The 13,873-nt window shown below is 61.9% G+C and carries 12 protein-coding genes; 3 read left to right on the top strand and 9 right to left on the bottom strand.

Annotated features, from left to right (window positions below; translation table 11 throughout):
- Positions 1-76: 76 nt before the first annotated feature.
- Genes QZY67_RS04625 through QZY67_RS04615 form a run of 3 tightly spaced genes read right to left on the bottom strand, consistent with a single transcriptional unit; the run spans position 77 to position 2,735 of the window.
- Positions 77-2,215, bottom strand: coding sequence for a phage/plasmid primase, P4 family (locus QZY67_RS04625; RefSeq protein ID WP_295368772.1), 2,139 nt, complete (start codon positions 2,213-2,215; stop codon positions 77-79).
- The gene (locus tag QZY67_RS04620) at positions 2,212-2,526 is read right to left on the bottom strand and encodes a hypothetical protein (RefSeq protein ID WP_295368771.1); all 315 of its coding nucleotides are present in this window, start codon (positions 2,524-2,526) and stop codon (positions 2,212-2,214) included. Before QZY67_RS04620 ends, QZY67_RS04625 begins: the two co-directional genes overlap by 4 nt.
- Positions 2,526-2,735, bottom strand: coding sequence for a helix-turn-helix domain-containing protein (locus QZY67_RS04615; protein ID WP_295368770.1), 210 nt, complete (start codon positions 2,733-2,735; stop codon positions 2,526-2,528). The genes QZY67_RS04620 and QZY67_RS04615 overlap by 1 nt, the downstream gene beginning before the upstream one ends.
- Before the next feature lie 141 nt (positions 2,736-2,876).
- Between QZY67_RS04615 and QZY67_RS04610 the strand changes: the two genes are divergently transcribed.
- The 3 genes from QZY67_RS04610 (at position 2,877) to QZY67_RS04600 (ending at position 4,372) form a co-directional block, all read left to right on the top strand.
- Positions 2,877-3,683, top strand: coding sequence for a DUF6076 domain-containing protein (locus QZY67_RS04610; RefSeq protein WP_295368769.1), 807 nt, complete (start codon positions 2,877-2,879; stop codon positions 3,681-3,683).
- Positions 3,684-3,748: 65 nt separating this feature from the next.
- A complete protein-coding gene (locus QZY67_RS04605; RefSeq protein ID WP_148316276.1) occupies positions 3,749-4,036 on the top strand; it encodes a hypothetical protein in 288 nt (95 codons plus the stop codon).
- A 21-nt stretch (positions 4,037-4,057) separates the two neighbouring features.
- On the top strand, positions 4,058-4,372 hold the full coding sequence (locus tag QZY67_RS04600; RefSeq protein WP_295368768.1) for a hypothetical protein: 315 nt from the start codon (positions 4,058-4,060) through the stop codon (positions 4,370-4,372).
- A 317-nt stretch (positions 4,373-4,689) separates the two neighbouring features.
- Here the strand turns inward: QZY67_RS04600 and QZY67_RS04595 are convergent, their stop codons facing one another.
- From QZY67_RS04595 to ftsH, 6 genes are all read right to left on the bottom strand, one after another.
- Positions 4,690-5,628: an ADP-ribosylglycohydrolase family protein gene (locus QZY67_RS04595; RefSeq protein ID WP_295368767.1), complete on the bottom strand. Its 939-nt coding sequence runs from the start codon at positions 5,626-5,628 to the stop codon at positions 4,690-4,692.
- A gap of 596 nt (positions 5,629-6,224) precedes the next feature.
- Complete coding sequence (locus QZY67_RS04590) at positions 6,225-8,594, bottom strand: M56 family metallopeptidase (protein WP_295368766.1); 2,370 nt, start codon at positions 8,592-8,594, stop codon at positions 6,225-6,227.
- Positions 8,591-8,968, bottom strand: a complete 378-nt coding sequence (locus QZY67_RS04585; RefSeq protein ID WP_295368765.1) for a BlaI/MecI/CopY family transcriptional regulator — start codon at positions 8,966-8,968, stop codon at positions 8,591-8,593. The genes QZY67_RS04590 and QZY67_RS04585 overlap by 4 nt, the downstream gene beginning before the upstream one ends.
- 123 nt (positions 8,969-9,091) lie before the next feature.
- Positions 9,092-10,096: an ATP-binding protein gene (locus QZY67_RS04580; protein WP_295368764.1), complete on the bottom strand. Its 1,005-nt coding sequence runs from the start codon at positions 10,094-10,096 to the stop codon at positions 9,092-9,094.
- Positions 10,097-10,099: 3 nt separating this feature from the next.
- Entirely contained in the window at positions 10,100-11,086 is a 987-nt protein-coding gene (locus QZY67_RS04575) for a DnaD domain protein (protein WP_295368763.1), read from the bottom strand.
- 437 nt (positions 11,087-11,523) lie between these two features.
- On the bottom strand, positions 11,524-13,821 hold the full coding sequence (gene ftsH / locus QZY67_RS04570) for an ATP-dependent zinc metalloprotease FtsH (protein WP_295368762.1): 2,298 nt from the start codon (positions 13,819-13,821) through the stop codon (positions 11,524-11,526).
- Between the last annotated feature and the right edge of the window lie 52 nt (positions 13,822-13,873).

Here is a 13,873-nt window from a genome sequence, read left to right as displayed (position 1 = left end):
GGTGTATAGCGTTTGTTTGGTATTCCTTTCGGCATAATAAATCACCCCACTTGTTATTTTCAGTATATCATACTGTCTAACAAATGGGGTGCAGTTCAGGGCGGCGCAGTTCCGCTTTCAAGTTCTTGTCCTGCTCATCCTCATGGAAATGCCGGTCGAACCGGATAACGCGAATACGGTGGCTCTCGAATACGCTTGAGTCTACGACGGCAGGCAGATGATTGGTTCCGGCCACGAGTTTGAACGACGGCGCAAACTCGAAGGGCTGCCCGTACAGATGCCGGGCCACAATCGTGTCGTTGCCGGTCAGGCTTTTAACCAGCGCCGCGTCCAGCTTTGCTCCGTCCGCAAACTCCGACAGCGCAACCAGCCGCGCTCCGGCCAGCCGGGCTACATCCCCGGAGGGCCTTGTCCCGTCCTGGAAGCCCATATTCGCCACCGTCTCGGGCGCCGCCGCTTTGGCGTAGTCTCCCAGCAATTCCTGCATCACGCCCAGAAATGTGGACTTCCCGTTCCGCGTTGACGGGCCGTACAGGACGAACATGCACTCCTCCTTGGTGCCTCCGCCGAGACAATACCCGGCGACGCGCTGAAGGTACTCCGCCTTTTCCACCCCTGCGGATTCCTTCTCCGCCACCTCGCCCACCTGGGGCTCCATAACCTCCCGGACAAAGCGCTCCCACCGCTCGCACCGGACGGATGGGGTGTATTCCACATTGGCCAGCATGGTGATCCGGTCCTCCGGGTCATGGGGTCTCAGCTCTCGTGTGCGGAGATCCAATGTGCCGTTTAGGCAGTTCAGCAGCCAGGGGTCCCGGTCGAACTCGCTCAGGCTGATGGGCCAGCAGCTGGACGCCTCCCGGATAAAAGCCTGTCTGCTTTGACTCTTGGTCCACAGCCTGGCCCAGGCCAGCAGCTTGTCCCGGTCCTCATCGTCGCCGATCTCGGCGGCATAGGCCGACAGCGCCCGGGCCAGGTCCTTCGTGTGCTCCGCAACCGCTGCGCCGCCCAGGTCCTGCTTCCACCGGCGGCCATCGTAGACGTACCAGCCCCCGCGCTCCGGCACAGGGCGGCAGAGCGGCTTCAGGAAGTCCGCCAGCAGCTGCCCAGCGCCCAGGTCGTCCCGGCGGTACTCGCGGCTGTGGGCCGCGTCAACGCTCCGCAGGAACTCCACAGCCCGGGCCACACCGTCGGTCAGGCCCTGCCCGCTTCTGAAATTCGGGTTCCATGTGGTTTTGCAGTCCCGGATCGCCCTCTGGAGGGTCATGGCGCCGTAGGTGCTGCCGGACTGAGACCTGTCCCACTTGTCCCGCATCAGTCCGCTCTGCCTGAAAAGCCGGTCCATCTGCTCGGCGTCGCGATTGGTAAAAAACGCCAGATAGTTGCACAGAGCCATATCGGCCTCGGACTGAGAGCTGAAGCCCAGTTCTTCCCACTCTCCGGCCCACAGCTGCGCGATATCCGCCCCTTTCGCGCTGCGGAGCATCCGGTCCAGGACCTCGGCATCGTCCAGCAGCGCGGCCTCCTCGCGCTCCTGAGCGGCCCCTGCGGTGTTGTCCACAGGTGTGTCGCTCCAGGTGTTACCCGTGTGGTCATCTGCGCCCGCCGCCCTTGCTAATTCCTTGTAATTTGCTAGGATTTCCCCGCTTCCTTCCGCCTTCCCGCCGCGCCGCATGTACCGCTCCAGCAACTCCTGAAGGGCCTCCGGGCAGGTCCGGATCGGCGCATCATGCACCACATCGCCGGTGACGGTCAGGTACCGGCTCGTCTGTCCCGCCGCATAGATTTCCAGCCCGATTTCCGAGCGCTTCGTGTAGTAATGCGCCGGGTCAAACGCGAACCCCGGAGCGCGGCACAGGATGTGAAGCCCCGTCCCGCTCGGCGATCGCTCGGCGAAGCTGTCCAGGAGCTCCACCACGTCCCGGGCCAGCGGAGACAGCGCCCCGCCTTCCTCCATGCAGTGGTCAATGTCCACGCCGACCAGATCACCGAACAGGCCGATACCCAGCCCGTGGAACCGCCCTCTCCGGCGCTCCAGCACCCGCTCGGCGGCGGAGAAGTTGTCGAAGGTGTCGGGGTCATTCGCCCGTGCCCGCTCGCCGGTGCGGGGGTTGTGGGGGACTTTTGCCTGCCTGCCGTCGCGCTCCTCGTACCGCCACAGACAGAATTTTCCGTTCTCTCGCAGGTCTGCCGGGAGATTCTGGTATGTACTCATCGCGACACCGTCCTCTCGATTTCCAGCAGCCGGTCCGCCGCTTTGGCGATATCGGATGATGGGATTTCGTATCGTTCCAGGATGTACTGTGGATATCCGCTCGGGGAGAGCTGCCAGACGTACAGCTTGAAGCTCCGGCGGTAGTAGCCACCTGACAGCTCAAGATCCACGTTTTCGAGTTTCTTATACAGGACCGGCTCCATATCGATCATTCTCGCGGTATATCCCCCGTCCCTCCGGTTCAGCTCTTCCAGCAGCCGCCGTTTCCGGAGACAGAGTTCACGCACATGTACACTAGGCGGTGTGCTCATCAAATTTCCTCCTTCTCTTCCATCTGCCTTTTCAGCCAGGTCTCCAGTTCTGCCTCGGGTGTCAATACCCGCCGCCCGATTCGGAAGGAGGGAAATCCCGTACTGTGAACCAGTTTATGCGCTGTTGGGAGAGATACCCCGAGTCGCTTGGCTAGTTCACCCACTGAAAGGCAACTACCTATGTGCTTCCGTTGTTCCTGTTCCTCCATATGCAACTTCCTTTCTTGACAATCGTGTTCATCCTGATTAAACTATCTACAACAGTTATACTAAAAAACCGATGTGAAGTAAATTCACAAGCGACATCCAATATATTATAAAATCGTTGTCGAAAGCAAGGTGCTATGAGAATGATTTTTTACGACGAAAAGGTAACCAGCTATAAACTACGGTTTTCCGTAGCAGGAGGAGCTGCATTTCAAGAAGAAATTTGGCTCGATACAACCCCCACAGTAGGGCCTTATGTCGTGGTCTGCAACCAAATCGGACATGCAGTGCTTAATTATCTCAATACCAAAACGCTTTTGGGAGTAAAGTTCCAGGAAACAGACCATACGGATGAACAGCTCGCCCGGTTCAAAAGCTACTTTCTCACTACTGACAAGGAGGAAACTCTGCGAAGGTTTTTGGACGATGTAATAATTCCCACAGGTTCCCATAAGAAGGTATCCGCGGAGGTAAAGTTCTTTGTTGAGGACATGGGCGAGATGCTGGCATACCATTGTGAGATGCAGCTATATACAGAAGTGAGCGACAGCTTAGAGGTTTGCCCCGGTATACAGTACAACTTTGACAGCCTTTACGGCCTGTTCCTACATGAGTGCTTTCAAATATTGGAGCGCAGGATCGTAGTCAAATCCTGCCACCACTGTGGAAAATATTTTCTCCCAGGCTCATCAAAGGCCCTCTATTGCTCTGACCGCTGCAAAAGCGCTCATAACTTGATATCCAGCAGCCCGGAGTACAAGCTGTACCGCAAGGTATACCAACGCCTTCACAAACGTATCCACAACCCTTACCATACTGCAACAACGAAAGAGCTTAGAGCCTTTAAGAACTGGAGCGAGGAGGCAAAAATCGCACTGGAGAAACGCACCGCAGGTAAAATTTCCGACGGTGAATTCAGAGCAATTATAGAGCGTAGAATTTTTGGCTAGTCCACAGGCGGATAACCCAAGAGACGAAAAAAGCGCCCCGTAGGGCGCTCAGGAGGTTATAGAATATGGTATCAAACGATCTGGTGGACGGATTTATTCCGAAGAACGAAATGGCACAGTGCAACCTGTGCAGGAAACAAAGCTCAGAGAAGCCGTTCACATGCGAGGTATATCCGGACTGGATACCCAAACAGAAGCCAGTAGGGACCTGCCCGTACTACGAGCCGGACGAGCAGAAGGTGAAGGAACAGGAGGCGTGGGAGGTCGAGGTCAAGAAGATGGTGGCCGAGATGGTCGCACGCGCCGAGGAGAAGAAGCGGAGGCAGAGGGAGCAGGGCAGCGCGGCGGATTAAGCGCCAAGGAGGTCTCAGAGGATGGCACTGGACAACTTAATCCCCAAGAACAATATGGGGAAATGCCCGAAATGCAAGAAGTACCACAAAGGGACATTTACCTGCGCAATATACCCGAAGTGGATACCGGACGAAGCGATGGACAACGATTGCCCGGACTTCGCGCCGAAAGAGCAGGACGGTAGACAGAAGAAACGGACAGCCCCGATTATCGAGGACGGCAAGACGCTGGACGAGCTGGTGGCGGGGAGCAAGTACGAGGAGAGTATTGTACAGCACGAGCGGGAACTGGGGGCGACGGACGAGGAGATCTGGGAGTTCTTGAACGAGCTCTGATTTCCACAGTGGTGGCGCTGCGACGACACAAAAAGAGCCGAGACCTGCCAGGGAAAGCACGGGTACAATTCCCGGCCGGCTTAACAGGTCTCGGCTCTTGGTGCCGGTTCTGCCAGGGAAGGCATGGGTACAATTCCCAGCGGCCTTAACAGAACCGGACAGCGGCGCCATACCTGCCAGGGACGGCGCGGGTACAATTCCCGGCGGGCTTAACAGGTCTGGCTTCTAATACCATTATAAAGCGCCACGCTTGGCACGTCAAGGCGTGCAGTTGGAGGAGAGACATAAGGAACTGACCGAGATTCTGATCACACCGGTCAGGCGAAGAAACGACCGCACATCGCGTCGATTTCATCTCTTCTGGCCAGCACCTCCACCCATTCCGGCGGAATGGACTCCTGTCCATACAGCGCCCCCGCGAGGCTGCCTGCCACAGCGGCAATGGTGTCGGCGTCACCGCCCAGATTTACCGCCTTCAGCACACAGGAGTGGTAGCTGTCCGACGTCAGGACGCACCAGATCGCCGCTTCCAGCGTACTCGGCGCATAGCCTGAGCTCTCTATCTGCGCTGCCGGGAGTGCCGCGAAGTCAGGGGAGAACAGGCGGCTGTAAGCCTCCGCCCCGGGACGCCCAGTGTAAAAGGCAGCGGCTTTTTCCAGCCCGGCGTGAATTGCTCCGCAGCTGGGTGTCCCAAGCAATTCCCACAGGACGACAGAGAAAATTCCACAGGCGGTGCAGGGGCGGGGATGGGCGTGTGTCAGCGCTGAAACACTGTGGATAACATCGAGCTTCTCCGCCTCTGCAAGGCCCGGATATCTCATTGCGAGGAACAGGGCCACCGGCAGAATCCGCATCAGCGAGCCGTTTCCGCTGTCCCGCTCCGCAGTGCAGCCGCAGGCGGCGGGCTCTGTCCCGCGCCAGTACTTTCCCAGCGCCCGCAGAACGGTGCGGCCAACCCCAAACGCGCGGCCATAGGGCGTCAGATAGCCCTCCTTTGCCCAGCTGGAAAAACGCGCCATCAGATCGGGCAGGTCAACGCGCTGTGTCTCAGTCAGGCTTTCAAGGGTGCAGAGCATCATGGACGAGTCATCCGACCATGTGCCGCGCGGGACATGGTGCGTCCCGTATTCCAGCATCCCGGCAACGGGCGCCTCCGCCAGCTTCTCCCGGGGCACAAATTCCACCGGCACCCCCAGCGCGTCCCCCACAATGTGCCCCATCACAGCGCCGTACATACGCGCAGTCTCTGCCGCCATGCGATGACCTCCTGCACAGTGTTTGTTTTCCCATTGTACACCAAAACGGCCCGCTAAACATCCCAAAACGCAAAACAAGACGCCGGAGCTTTACCGCTCCGGCGTCTCGCTGTATCGTCTGGCCGACTGTTTTGTGCAACAGCAGTGCAACAGCTGTGGTGATTTATCAGTACTTTCTACTGCATTAAAGCCCATATTTGCGGATTGAAAAACAAGTGAAAAAATTCCGCAAACCATTGGGCCCCAGTCGTTTGAGCGATTTTACCTTTTCTGGGTCCTTCGGTGCAGACTTCCATATCAAAAAACCCTTTTCAATACAAGTGCGGCGGGCCATATCGGGGGTGAAAACCGGGACAAACGGGCAAAATACCGGTATGAAGTGACGTGAACTGCACTCCATTTAATTAGACAGTATGATATACTGACTAACAAGTGGGATGTTATGCTATGCCAAAAGGAGTACCAAACATAAGGGCTTGCCGCCTGCTCTTCACAGACAACAAGCCCTTTTTGCTGCTTGAACATGTTTATCACAAAATATTGTCTAACCTTTCGGACTCAGTTCAAATGCAGCGGCCTCAGCACTTTTATTGGATTCAGCCGGTGAAGCCGCCGGTGCACACCCAGTTGTCCCCCTGCTTCTCCATGCCCCGGAACAGCCCCCAACCATACCAGCCGGTATAGGGGCCGTCCTCAATCTCCCAGAGGCCGCTGCCCGCCTGATAGGGTGCCGTGTACAGGTTGGGCACCTGAAGGGCCAGTTCCTGGATAAAGACAAAGCTGTCCCCTACTCCCGGCTCAGGGGCGTAGTAGTCATCGGGGCCGGGCAGCTCCGCGCTGTACACCTGGGCGTCCAGCACCGCGTACTGGCTGTCCGGCTCCAGATTCCGCAGGTTCTCCGCCAGCTGCTCGCTCCACACCCAGGCCACCAGGGCGAAGTCCTTATGGGCCGGGTCGTCATCCACCGGAGAAATGTCGTATTGCGCTCTGGCCTCCTCCAGCATCTCAGGCGTGACGGCAAAGGCAAGGGCCGCCTCGTACTCGGCGCTGTCGTACCAGCTCCGGGCCTGCGCGCCCGCGTCGTACTCCTGGCCGCCGGACTGGGCGTAATACCAGATATCCGTGCCGCCGGTGTGCCGGCGGACCAGGCCGCTGCCCACGTAGAACTTCAGGTAATCCCCGCTGCTGCTCGGTTCGCCGGTTCCACAGATATAGATAGCCGCGTCGCACTCCGGCTCTTCCGCCGGAGCGCCGGCATAGCTCCAGTCCAGCCAATCCAGGCTGATTGCAAGGCGATCGGGGTCGGCCGTCACGGTCTTGCGCGTATTTTCGCCGCCGCTGCGGCGCTCCAGCGTCAGGACAATGGTGCTGCCATCTGGAAACAGCTTCTCCATCGCCTGCTCAAGGTCTGTGGAAGCGGCGGGCCGGGTGCCGGTCTCCCGGCTTCCTCTCCGGTCGGCCAGGTAGTCCTCGCCCATCCGGTAGGTGAAGCCGACGGACTGGGGCTCGCTGCCGTCCCCCTCCGGGGCGGCGTCCGCCAAAAAGGTCCGCTCCACAAAATCGCTCAGGGCCCAGTTGGGGTCCAGGTCGGCCCAGGGGCTGCCGGTGCTGCCCGTCGCGTCGGCCTGGGCCTGACACTGGACGTAGAACTCCTCGGCGGGCAGGTCGGTGTCGGGCAGGACAAAGTGCCGCTCCCCCTGGTCATCATACCACCGCTCCACGCACCAGATGCCCCCCTCACCCTGGGTCACGGGCTGGCAGAGGACGATGGTATAGGTACGTGCGGTGCTCTCGTCAAATTCCGAGCCGTCGGTGGGGGCGTCGGGGTAGTAGGTCACGTCCCGGTGGATGCCGGTGTAGCTGAAATCGTCCACCAGCACGGCGGAGTTGTCCGGCTCCCCCGTCTCCGTGGGGGACGGGCTGGGACTCTGAATCTCTCCGGTGGGAGAGGGCTCGGGGGTCTCCTGGGGCTGTGCGCCGGTGAAGGTGCACCCCACCGCCACGGCCACAATAGCCAGCGCAATCACCAGCACCCCCGCAGCCCGCTTGGGCTTCCTTGCAATGAGGGCAATCCGCTCCCGCAGCCCTCTGGCTCCCGAGGACATGGTGGTGGCTGTCCGCAGCAGCTCGGCGGGGTTGGAGCCGGTGGTCACCAGGGACAGCAGGGTGCGGCCGTAGGCCGTCCGCTCCCCCTCACCCAGCAGCTTGATGGCCCCCTCGTCACAGGACAGCTCACAGTCCCGCCGGGACAGGGCCGCCGCCAGCCACACCAGGGGATTAAACCAGTAGAGGGCCAGGCAGAGACACCGCACCAGGGCCCAGAACTGGTCGCCCTGTCGGCGGTGGGTCAGCTCGTGGGCCAGAATGTGCTTTAGTCCGGGGCCCTCGGTGGGGCAGTCCGGGGTCAGATAGATACCGGGTCGCACCAGTCCGGACAGGCAGGGGGAGGGCGCGCCGGCGGACACATACACCGGCAGGGGACAGTCCGCACCGGCCAGAGGCCGGGCAGAGCGCACCAGCCTGCGCCGGAACACCAGATTGCTCAGCAGAAACCAGCAGCCCACCACGACCGCGCCCGCCAGCCACACCCAGCGGAGGACTGTTCCCAGTTCAACACCCGGCTCCGTGGGCTGAATCTGGGCCGTCTCCCCGGTCTGGGGCCGGGACGGCGTGGTTACCTTGCCGGTCTGGGGCGTGGCGTTCCCTCCGGTGACGTTCTGGATTTGCCCTGTCCCGGCGGGGAACTGCTGCTCTGTACGGTTGATATAGATGGTCTCCGTCACCGGCTCCACCGCGTTCATCACGCTCACCGGGCTGGTCACAAAGCTCACCGGCACCAGCAGCCGGATTGCCACCAGCAGCCACAGGGCGTACTGTACCCGCTGGCTGATTTTCCCCCGCAGCGCCAGCCGCAGCAGGGCGATGACCACGATGAGCACAGACGAGGTCACCAGAATTTCCGTCATGTCTGCTCCTCCTTTCCCTGATCCAACAGGGCCTGAAGCTCCTTCAGTTCCTCCTTGGAGATACGGCGGTTTTGCAGCAGGGTGCTCACCATAAGGCCCACGCTGCCGTGGTACACCCGGGAGAGCAGGGACTCGGTCTCCGCCACGGCGGCCTCCTCCCGGGCGATGGCCGGGTAGAACACCTTGGCCCGTCCCTCCTGCTCCGCCCGGATGAGCCCCTTATCCTCCATCCGGCGCACCACCGTGGACACGGTGCTCTTGGCCCATCCGGCGCTCTCACCCAGGGCCCGCACCAGCTCCATCAGGGTGGCCGGCGCCTTCCAGAGCTCCTCCATCACCCGCCACTCTCCGGCGGACAGATTCACCCGCTCCATATGCCTTCCTCCTTTTTGGTCTACTCTTGTAAACCCAATGTATCATATCGGTCTACATATGTCAACCAATCAAAAAACAAAAACCGCGCTCCGGCAGAAGTTCTGCAGGAACGCGGTCGATTGTCAGCTTCTCTGCTTGCGCAGCAGGCGGATGTCCTCCCCAAAGAAGGGAAGCACCCGGTATTCTCCCTCCAGCCGGGAGGCGATCTGTGGGGCGTACCGCCGCCGCACATCCTCCATGGACAGGTTGGAGGAGATGACGGTCCGCCGGTCGGCGGTGAGGCGGCTGTTGATGAGGGTGTACAGGGCGGACTGGACAAAGGGGGTGGTCATCTCGCTGCCCAGGTCGTCCAGAATCAGCAGGTCGCAGGACAGGTAGCGCCGGGTCTCGTCCCGGGCCTCCCGGGTGTCGTCCGCGTCCCGGGAGAACTTCTTGTCCTCAAACCGGGAGAAGATGTTCACCGCCGTGTCGTACACCACGGAAAAACCGTTCTCCGACACGGTGCGGGCGATGCAGGCGGACAGGAAGGTTTTGCCCAGCCCGGGCGCGCCGGACAGAAACAGGTTGTTGAAGTAGAAGCGGCCGAACTTCTGGGCGTAGTTGAGGCAGATTTCGTAGACCATCTCCATGTTCTCCCGGGGGGAGATGCCGCTGCCCCGCCATGGGGAGGGGGAGTACATGTCCAGGGAGAAGGTGTCGAAGGACTGCTCCCCCAGGTCCAGCAGCTTGGACAGCTCCTTAATCTGCTCCTGGGCGCACAGGTCCTTCAGGCACTGGCACATCACCGCACCACGCCAGCCGGTGTCGTTACACTTGGGGCAGGCGGGCTTGTCGTCCAGGGCGTCGGCAGGGTAGCCGTGGGCCACCAGCAGCTCAGCCCGCTCGGCCTGGAGGTCCAGGTTCTTATCCCGGATCACCCCGATAGCGGGCACCGGATCGTTTCCCTGCCGGAGGGACGCGGCGATAATGTCCACAATGGTGCGGCGCAGCTGCCGGTCGATCTCGGCCACCCGGGGGATTGCGGCGTAAATCTCCCGCCGCCGGGCGTTCTGCGCCTCCTCCCGGCGGCGGCGCTGGTCCTCCAGCCGCTCGGCGGCCCGGCGGAGCACATTCTGTTCATAGGCCATGGCTCAGTTTCCTCCCTGTTCCGACTTCTGGCGGGCCAGAAAGTCCTTCATCCACTGGATGTCGCTTGTCATGTGGCCCGCGTCCCGGTCGGCCCCCGGCCCGGCGGGGGCCGGGGCGCTGGGCGCGGCGGCGGGGGTACGCACGGGTGCCGCGTCCCCGGCCTCAATCTCCGCTCTGGTGTGGAGCCCCTTCTGGTGCCAGGAGCGGAGGATGGAGTTCATGTAGGGCCAGCTCATGGTCTGCTTTTTCAGCACCGTCCGCTCGTAGGCCAGGCGGATGGCCTCGTCTCCAAAGCCCATGTCGGTCCAGGCGGCGATGTACTTCCGCTCCCCGTCCACCGCCGGACGGCCGGTGACGCCCAGCAGGGAGAGCACCTGGCCCTCCCGGGTGCGCAGCTCGGCCTGCCGCTTGATGTAGGCGTCGGCGGCTTCATCGGTGTCCACCCCCAGGCGCCGCCACACGAAGGCCTCCTTGCGGATCTGGCTCATGCGGGGCTTGCGGCCGGGGCCGTATTTCCGCTCCATCTCCTCCACGCACCAGCTCACCAGCAGGCAGATCACCTCCGCCGGCAGGGCCAGAAAATCGTAGAGGGTGTAGAGGGTCTTTAAATCGGCGGTGGAGAGGATCTTGCCCAGCCGCCGCTGGACCTCCCCCACCAGGGCGGGGAAGGTGGAATTCTGGTCCTCCAGCTCCCGGGCAATGTCCTCGGCGGTGTACTCCGGCGGCTCCTCCTGCTCCGGCCGGGGCGGGGAAGCCTGGGGCATGGCGGGGGCCAGGCCCCTGCCGGAGAGCACGTCCCAGGCGGCGGTGAGCCGCCCGCCGTCCCACCGGAGGGCGCTCCCCGCCTCCTCCAGGGTCGCGGCGCCGTTCTTTCTCAGCAGCCAGAGGTAGAGCAGGGCCGCGTCTCCGCTGCCCGACGCGATGAGCCGGTCCGCCGCCTCGGCGGGCATGGCCACCACGCCGCCGGGGAGGAAGAGATTTGCCGCCATGCAATCACCTCCAGAAAAGCTTGTCCAAATCGGTATCCTATATTGTACATGAAACCGGCGGGAAGGTAAACAGGGAATCTCCGCTGTGCACATGCAGAGCCCGCAGAGGAACGTCTGAAGCGCGGTGCGGGAACTCCGTGCGGCATTGAGAAATGTGGTTAATTGGAGCTGCTCACAAGTCTGGGCGGGTAACGCTGCCCGGGCGTGGCAGTAACGGTACACAGGGCACCGAACCGGCAGGCAGCAGCTTTTAAGTTTGGCGGGTGATTGGACACCACCGCCGCGTCGTCCTCGCAAGTTGCGTGCATACTGAGGGCCTTCTCCTCATCCGTCATTTGCTTCGCAAATGCCACCTTCCCCCAGGGGAAGGCTTGAGGTACGCCCCCGGAAACGGACAGAGACCGGACCAACAGGCCCGGCCTCTGAATCATACGGTATCAGTGGGGCAGCTCCCCGTCCCCATTGGAGCGGGGCTTGCCCTCGGGGGGAATCTCGCCGTCCCCGGCGGCACTGTCCTCCGTGGAGCCCGGCATGGGAATCACATCGGGGGTCTTGACCTCCCTGGCGGCGCGGCGGGCCTCTTCCCGGGCCAGCATGGCGGCATAATTGTCCGCCTGGGCGGGGTCCCGGCCCTCCAGAATGGCGATCATCTCCGCGCCCGTGATGGTCTCCTTCTCCAGCAGGTAGGCCACCACCTTGTCCATGTCCTCCCGGTTGTCCCGGATGACCTGGACGGCCTGGCGGTAGCACGCCTCCAGAATGTCGTGGACAGCGGCGTCCACGTCGGCGGCGGTGTTCTGGGCGCAGTCCATGCCGTACCCGCCGTCCAGATACTGGCTGCGGCGGGAGGCCAGGCCCATCATGCCGAAGCGGTCGCTCATGCCGTAGAGGGTGACCATGCTGCGGGCCACGCTGGTGGCGTCCTGGATGTCCTGGGACGCGCCGTTGGTCATGGTGTTCAGCACCACCTGCTCGGCGGCACGGCCGCCCATGGACACGGTGATCTTGGCCAGCAGCTCCTCCCGGGTGCGCAGCTCTGTCTTGTCCTCCTCGGGCATGAGGAGGGTGTAGCCCAGGGCGCCCTGGGTGTGGGGTACGATGGTGATCTTCTGCACCGGCTCGGAGTTCTTCTGCTTGTAGGCCACCATGGCGTGGCCCACCTCGTGGTAGGCCACCAGCTTCTTCTCAAACTCGGTGAGCACGCTGCCCTTTTTCTCGGTGCCGGCGATGACCAGCTCAAAGGCGGTGAGCAGGTCCTGCTGGTTGACCGCCTTGCGGCCCATGCGGACGGCCCGGAGGGCGGCCTCGTTGACCAGGTTGGCCAGGTCGGCGCCCACGGTGCCCGCGGTGGCGATGGCGATTTTCTTCAGATCCACGTCGTCGCTCAGGCGGATGTTGCGGGTGTGGACCTGGAGGGTGGCCAGACGGCCGGCCAGGTTGGGCCGGTCCACGATGATGCGCCGGTCAAACCGGCCGGGGCGGAGCAGGGCCTGGTCCAGGACCTCGGGCCGGTTGGTGGCGGCCAGAAGGATGACGCCCTTGGTGGGGTCAAAGCCGTCCATCTCGGCCAGCAGCTGGTTGAGGGTCTGCTCCCGCTCGTCGTTGCCGCCGGAGAAGCGGTCGTTGCGGCTCTTGCCGATGGTGTCGATCTCGTCGATGAACACGATACAGGGGGCCATCTTGTTGGCCTCCTTGAACAGGTCGCGGACCCGGCTGGCGCCCACGCCCACGTACATCTCCACAAAGTCGGAGCCGGAGATGGAGAAGAAGGGCACGTTGGCCTCGCCCGCCACGGCCTTGGCCAGCAGGGTCTTACCGGTGCCGGGCGGGCCCACCAGCAGGGCGCCCTTGGGCAGCTTGGCGCCGATCTCGGTGTACTTCTGGGGATTGTGGAGGAAGTCGATGATCTCCACCAGACTCTCCTTGGCCTCGTCCTGACCGGCCACGTCCTTGAAGGTGACGCCGGTCTTTTTCTCCACATACACCTTGGCGTTGGCCTTGCCCACGCCCCCCAGACCGCCGCCGCCCATCTTGCTGGACATGAAGCGGAAGAGGAGCACCATGGCCACCACCATGATGACAAAGGGCAGGACCATCTGCACCAGCGCGCTGAGAATGACGGTGCTGCTGCTGACCACGGCGGTGCCGTACTCCACGCCGTGCTCATCCAGCAGGTCGATGATGGAGAAGTCGTTAAAGGGCGGCGCGGTGACCGCGGTGGTGTAGGCGCCGCTCCGCTGGGTCAGCAGCGCCAGGCCGCCGGACTGCTGGAGCTGGTTTCCGCTCTGGCTCTGACTCTCGCCGGCCTGGGGAGGCGTCCAGTCCTCCGCCGGGGCCTCTCCGGTGGTCAGGTCAATGACGGTCACATCCTCGTCCTTGCTCTTCTGGACGGCGCCCAGGCCGTCCTTCAGCTCAATGATCAGCTGATTGCTCTGGACGTCCACACTCTCTACATAGTCCTGCCGCACCCACTCCCGGAAGGTGGAGTAGGGGATCTCAATGTGGTCCGAACCCTCGAAGAGGGAGAAGGCGGACTGAAGCAGCAGCGTAAGGATCAGAGCCCAGAGGATGATGGAGATGAGGCCCACAAAATTTTTCTTGTTGTTGGGTCCCCCTCCGTTCTGGTTGTTGCGTTTCTGATTATCGGGCTTCAACACATTGCCCTCCTTGTTTTCTGACTCCCCCGCCCATATGGGCGGAAAACGGGATATTTCTATATTGAAACTGTGTGTCATTGTACCACACACAACTATGAATTACAAGGAAGCCGCCGGCGGAAAGCTGTAA

The sequence above is a fragment of the uncultured Pseudoflavonifractor sp. genome (genome assembly GCA_904419835.1).
Lineage (GTDB): Bacteria > Bacillota > Clostridia > Oscillospirales > Oscillospiraceae > Pseudoflavonifractor.
The sequence above is the reverse complement of the archived record's forward strand: the minus strand, read 5'-3'. Positions and strand labels throughout refer to the sequence as shown.

Coding starts and splice junctions, on each gene's coding strand:
- QZY67_RS04625 (WP_295368772.1), bottom strand. CDS start 2,215: ATGAGTACATACCAGAATCTCCCGGCAGACCTGCGAGAGAACGGAAAA.
- QZY67_RS04620 (WP_295368771.1), bottom strand. CDS start 2,526: ATGAGCACACCGCCTAGTGTACATGTGCGTGAACTCTGTCTCCGGAAA.
- QZY67_RS04615 (WP_295368770.1), bottom strand. CDS start 2,735: ATGGAGGAACAGGAACAACGGAAGCACATAGGTAGTTGCCTTTCAGTG.
- QZY67_RS04610 (WP_295368769.1), top strand. CDS start 2,877: ATGATTTTTTACGACGAAAAGGTAACCAGCTATAAACTACGGTTTTCC.
- QZY67_RS04605 (WP_148316276.1), top strand. CDS start 3,749: ATGGTATCAAACGATCTGGTGGACGGATTTATTCCGAAGAACGAAATG.
- QZY67_RS04600 (WP_295368768.1), top strand. CDS start 4,058: ATGGCACTGGACAACTTAATCCCCAAGAACAATATGGGGAAATGCCCG.
- QZY67_RS04595 (WP_295368767.1), bottom strand. CDS start 5,628: ATGGCGGCAGAGACTGCGCGTATGTACGGCGCTGTGATGGGGCACATT.
- QZY67_RS04590 (WP_295368766.1), bottom strand. CDS start 8,594: ATGACGGAAATTCTGGTGACCTCGTCTGTGCTCATCGTGGTCATCGCC.
- QZY67_RS04585 (WP_295368765.1), bottom strand. CDS start 8,968: ATGGAGCGGGTGAATCTGTCCGCCGGAGAGTGGCGGGTGATGGAGGAG.
- QZY67_RS04580 (WP_295368764.1), bottom strand. CDS start 10,096: ATGGCCTATGAACAGAATGTGCTCCGCCGGGCCGCCGAGCGGCTGGAG.
- QZY67_RS04575 (WP_295368763.1), bottom strand. CDS start 11,086: ATGGCGGCAAATCTCTTCCTCCCCGGCGGCGTGGTGGCCATGCCCGCC.
- ftsH (WP_295368762.1), bottom strand. CDS start 13,821: ATGACACACAGTTTCAATATAGAAATATCCCGTTTTCCGCCCATATGG.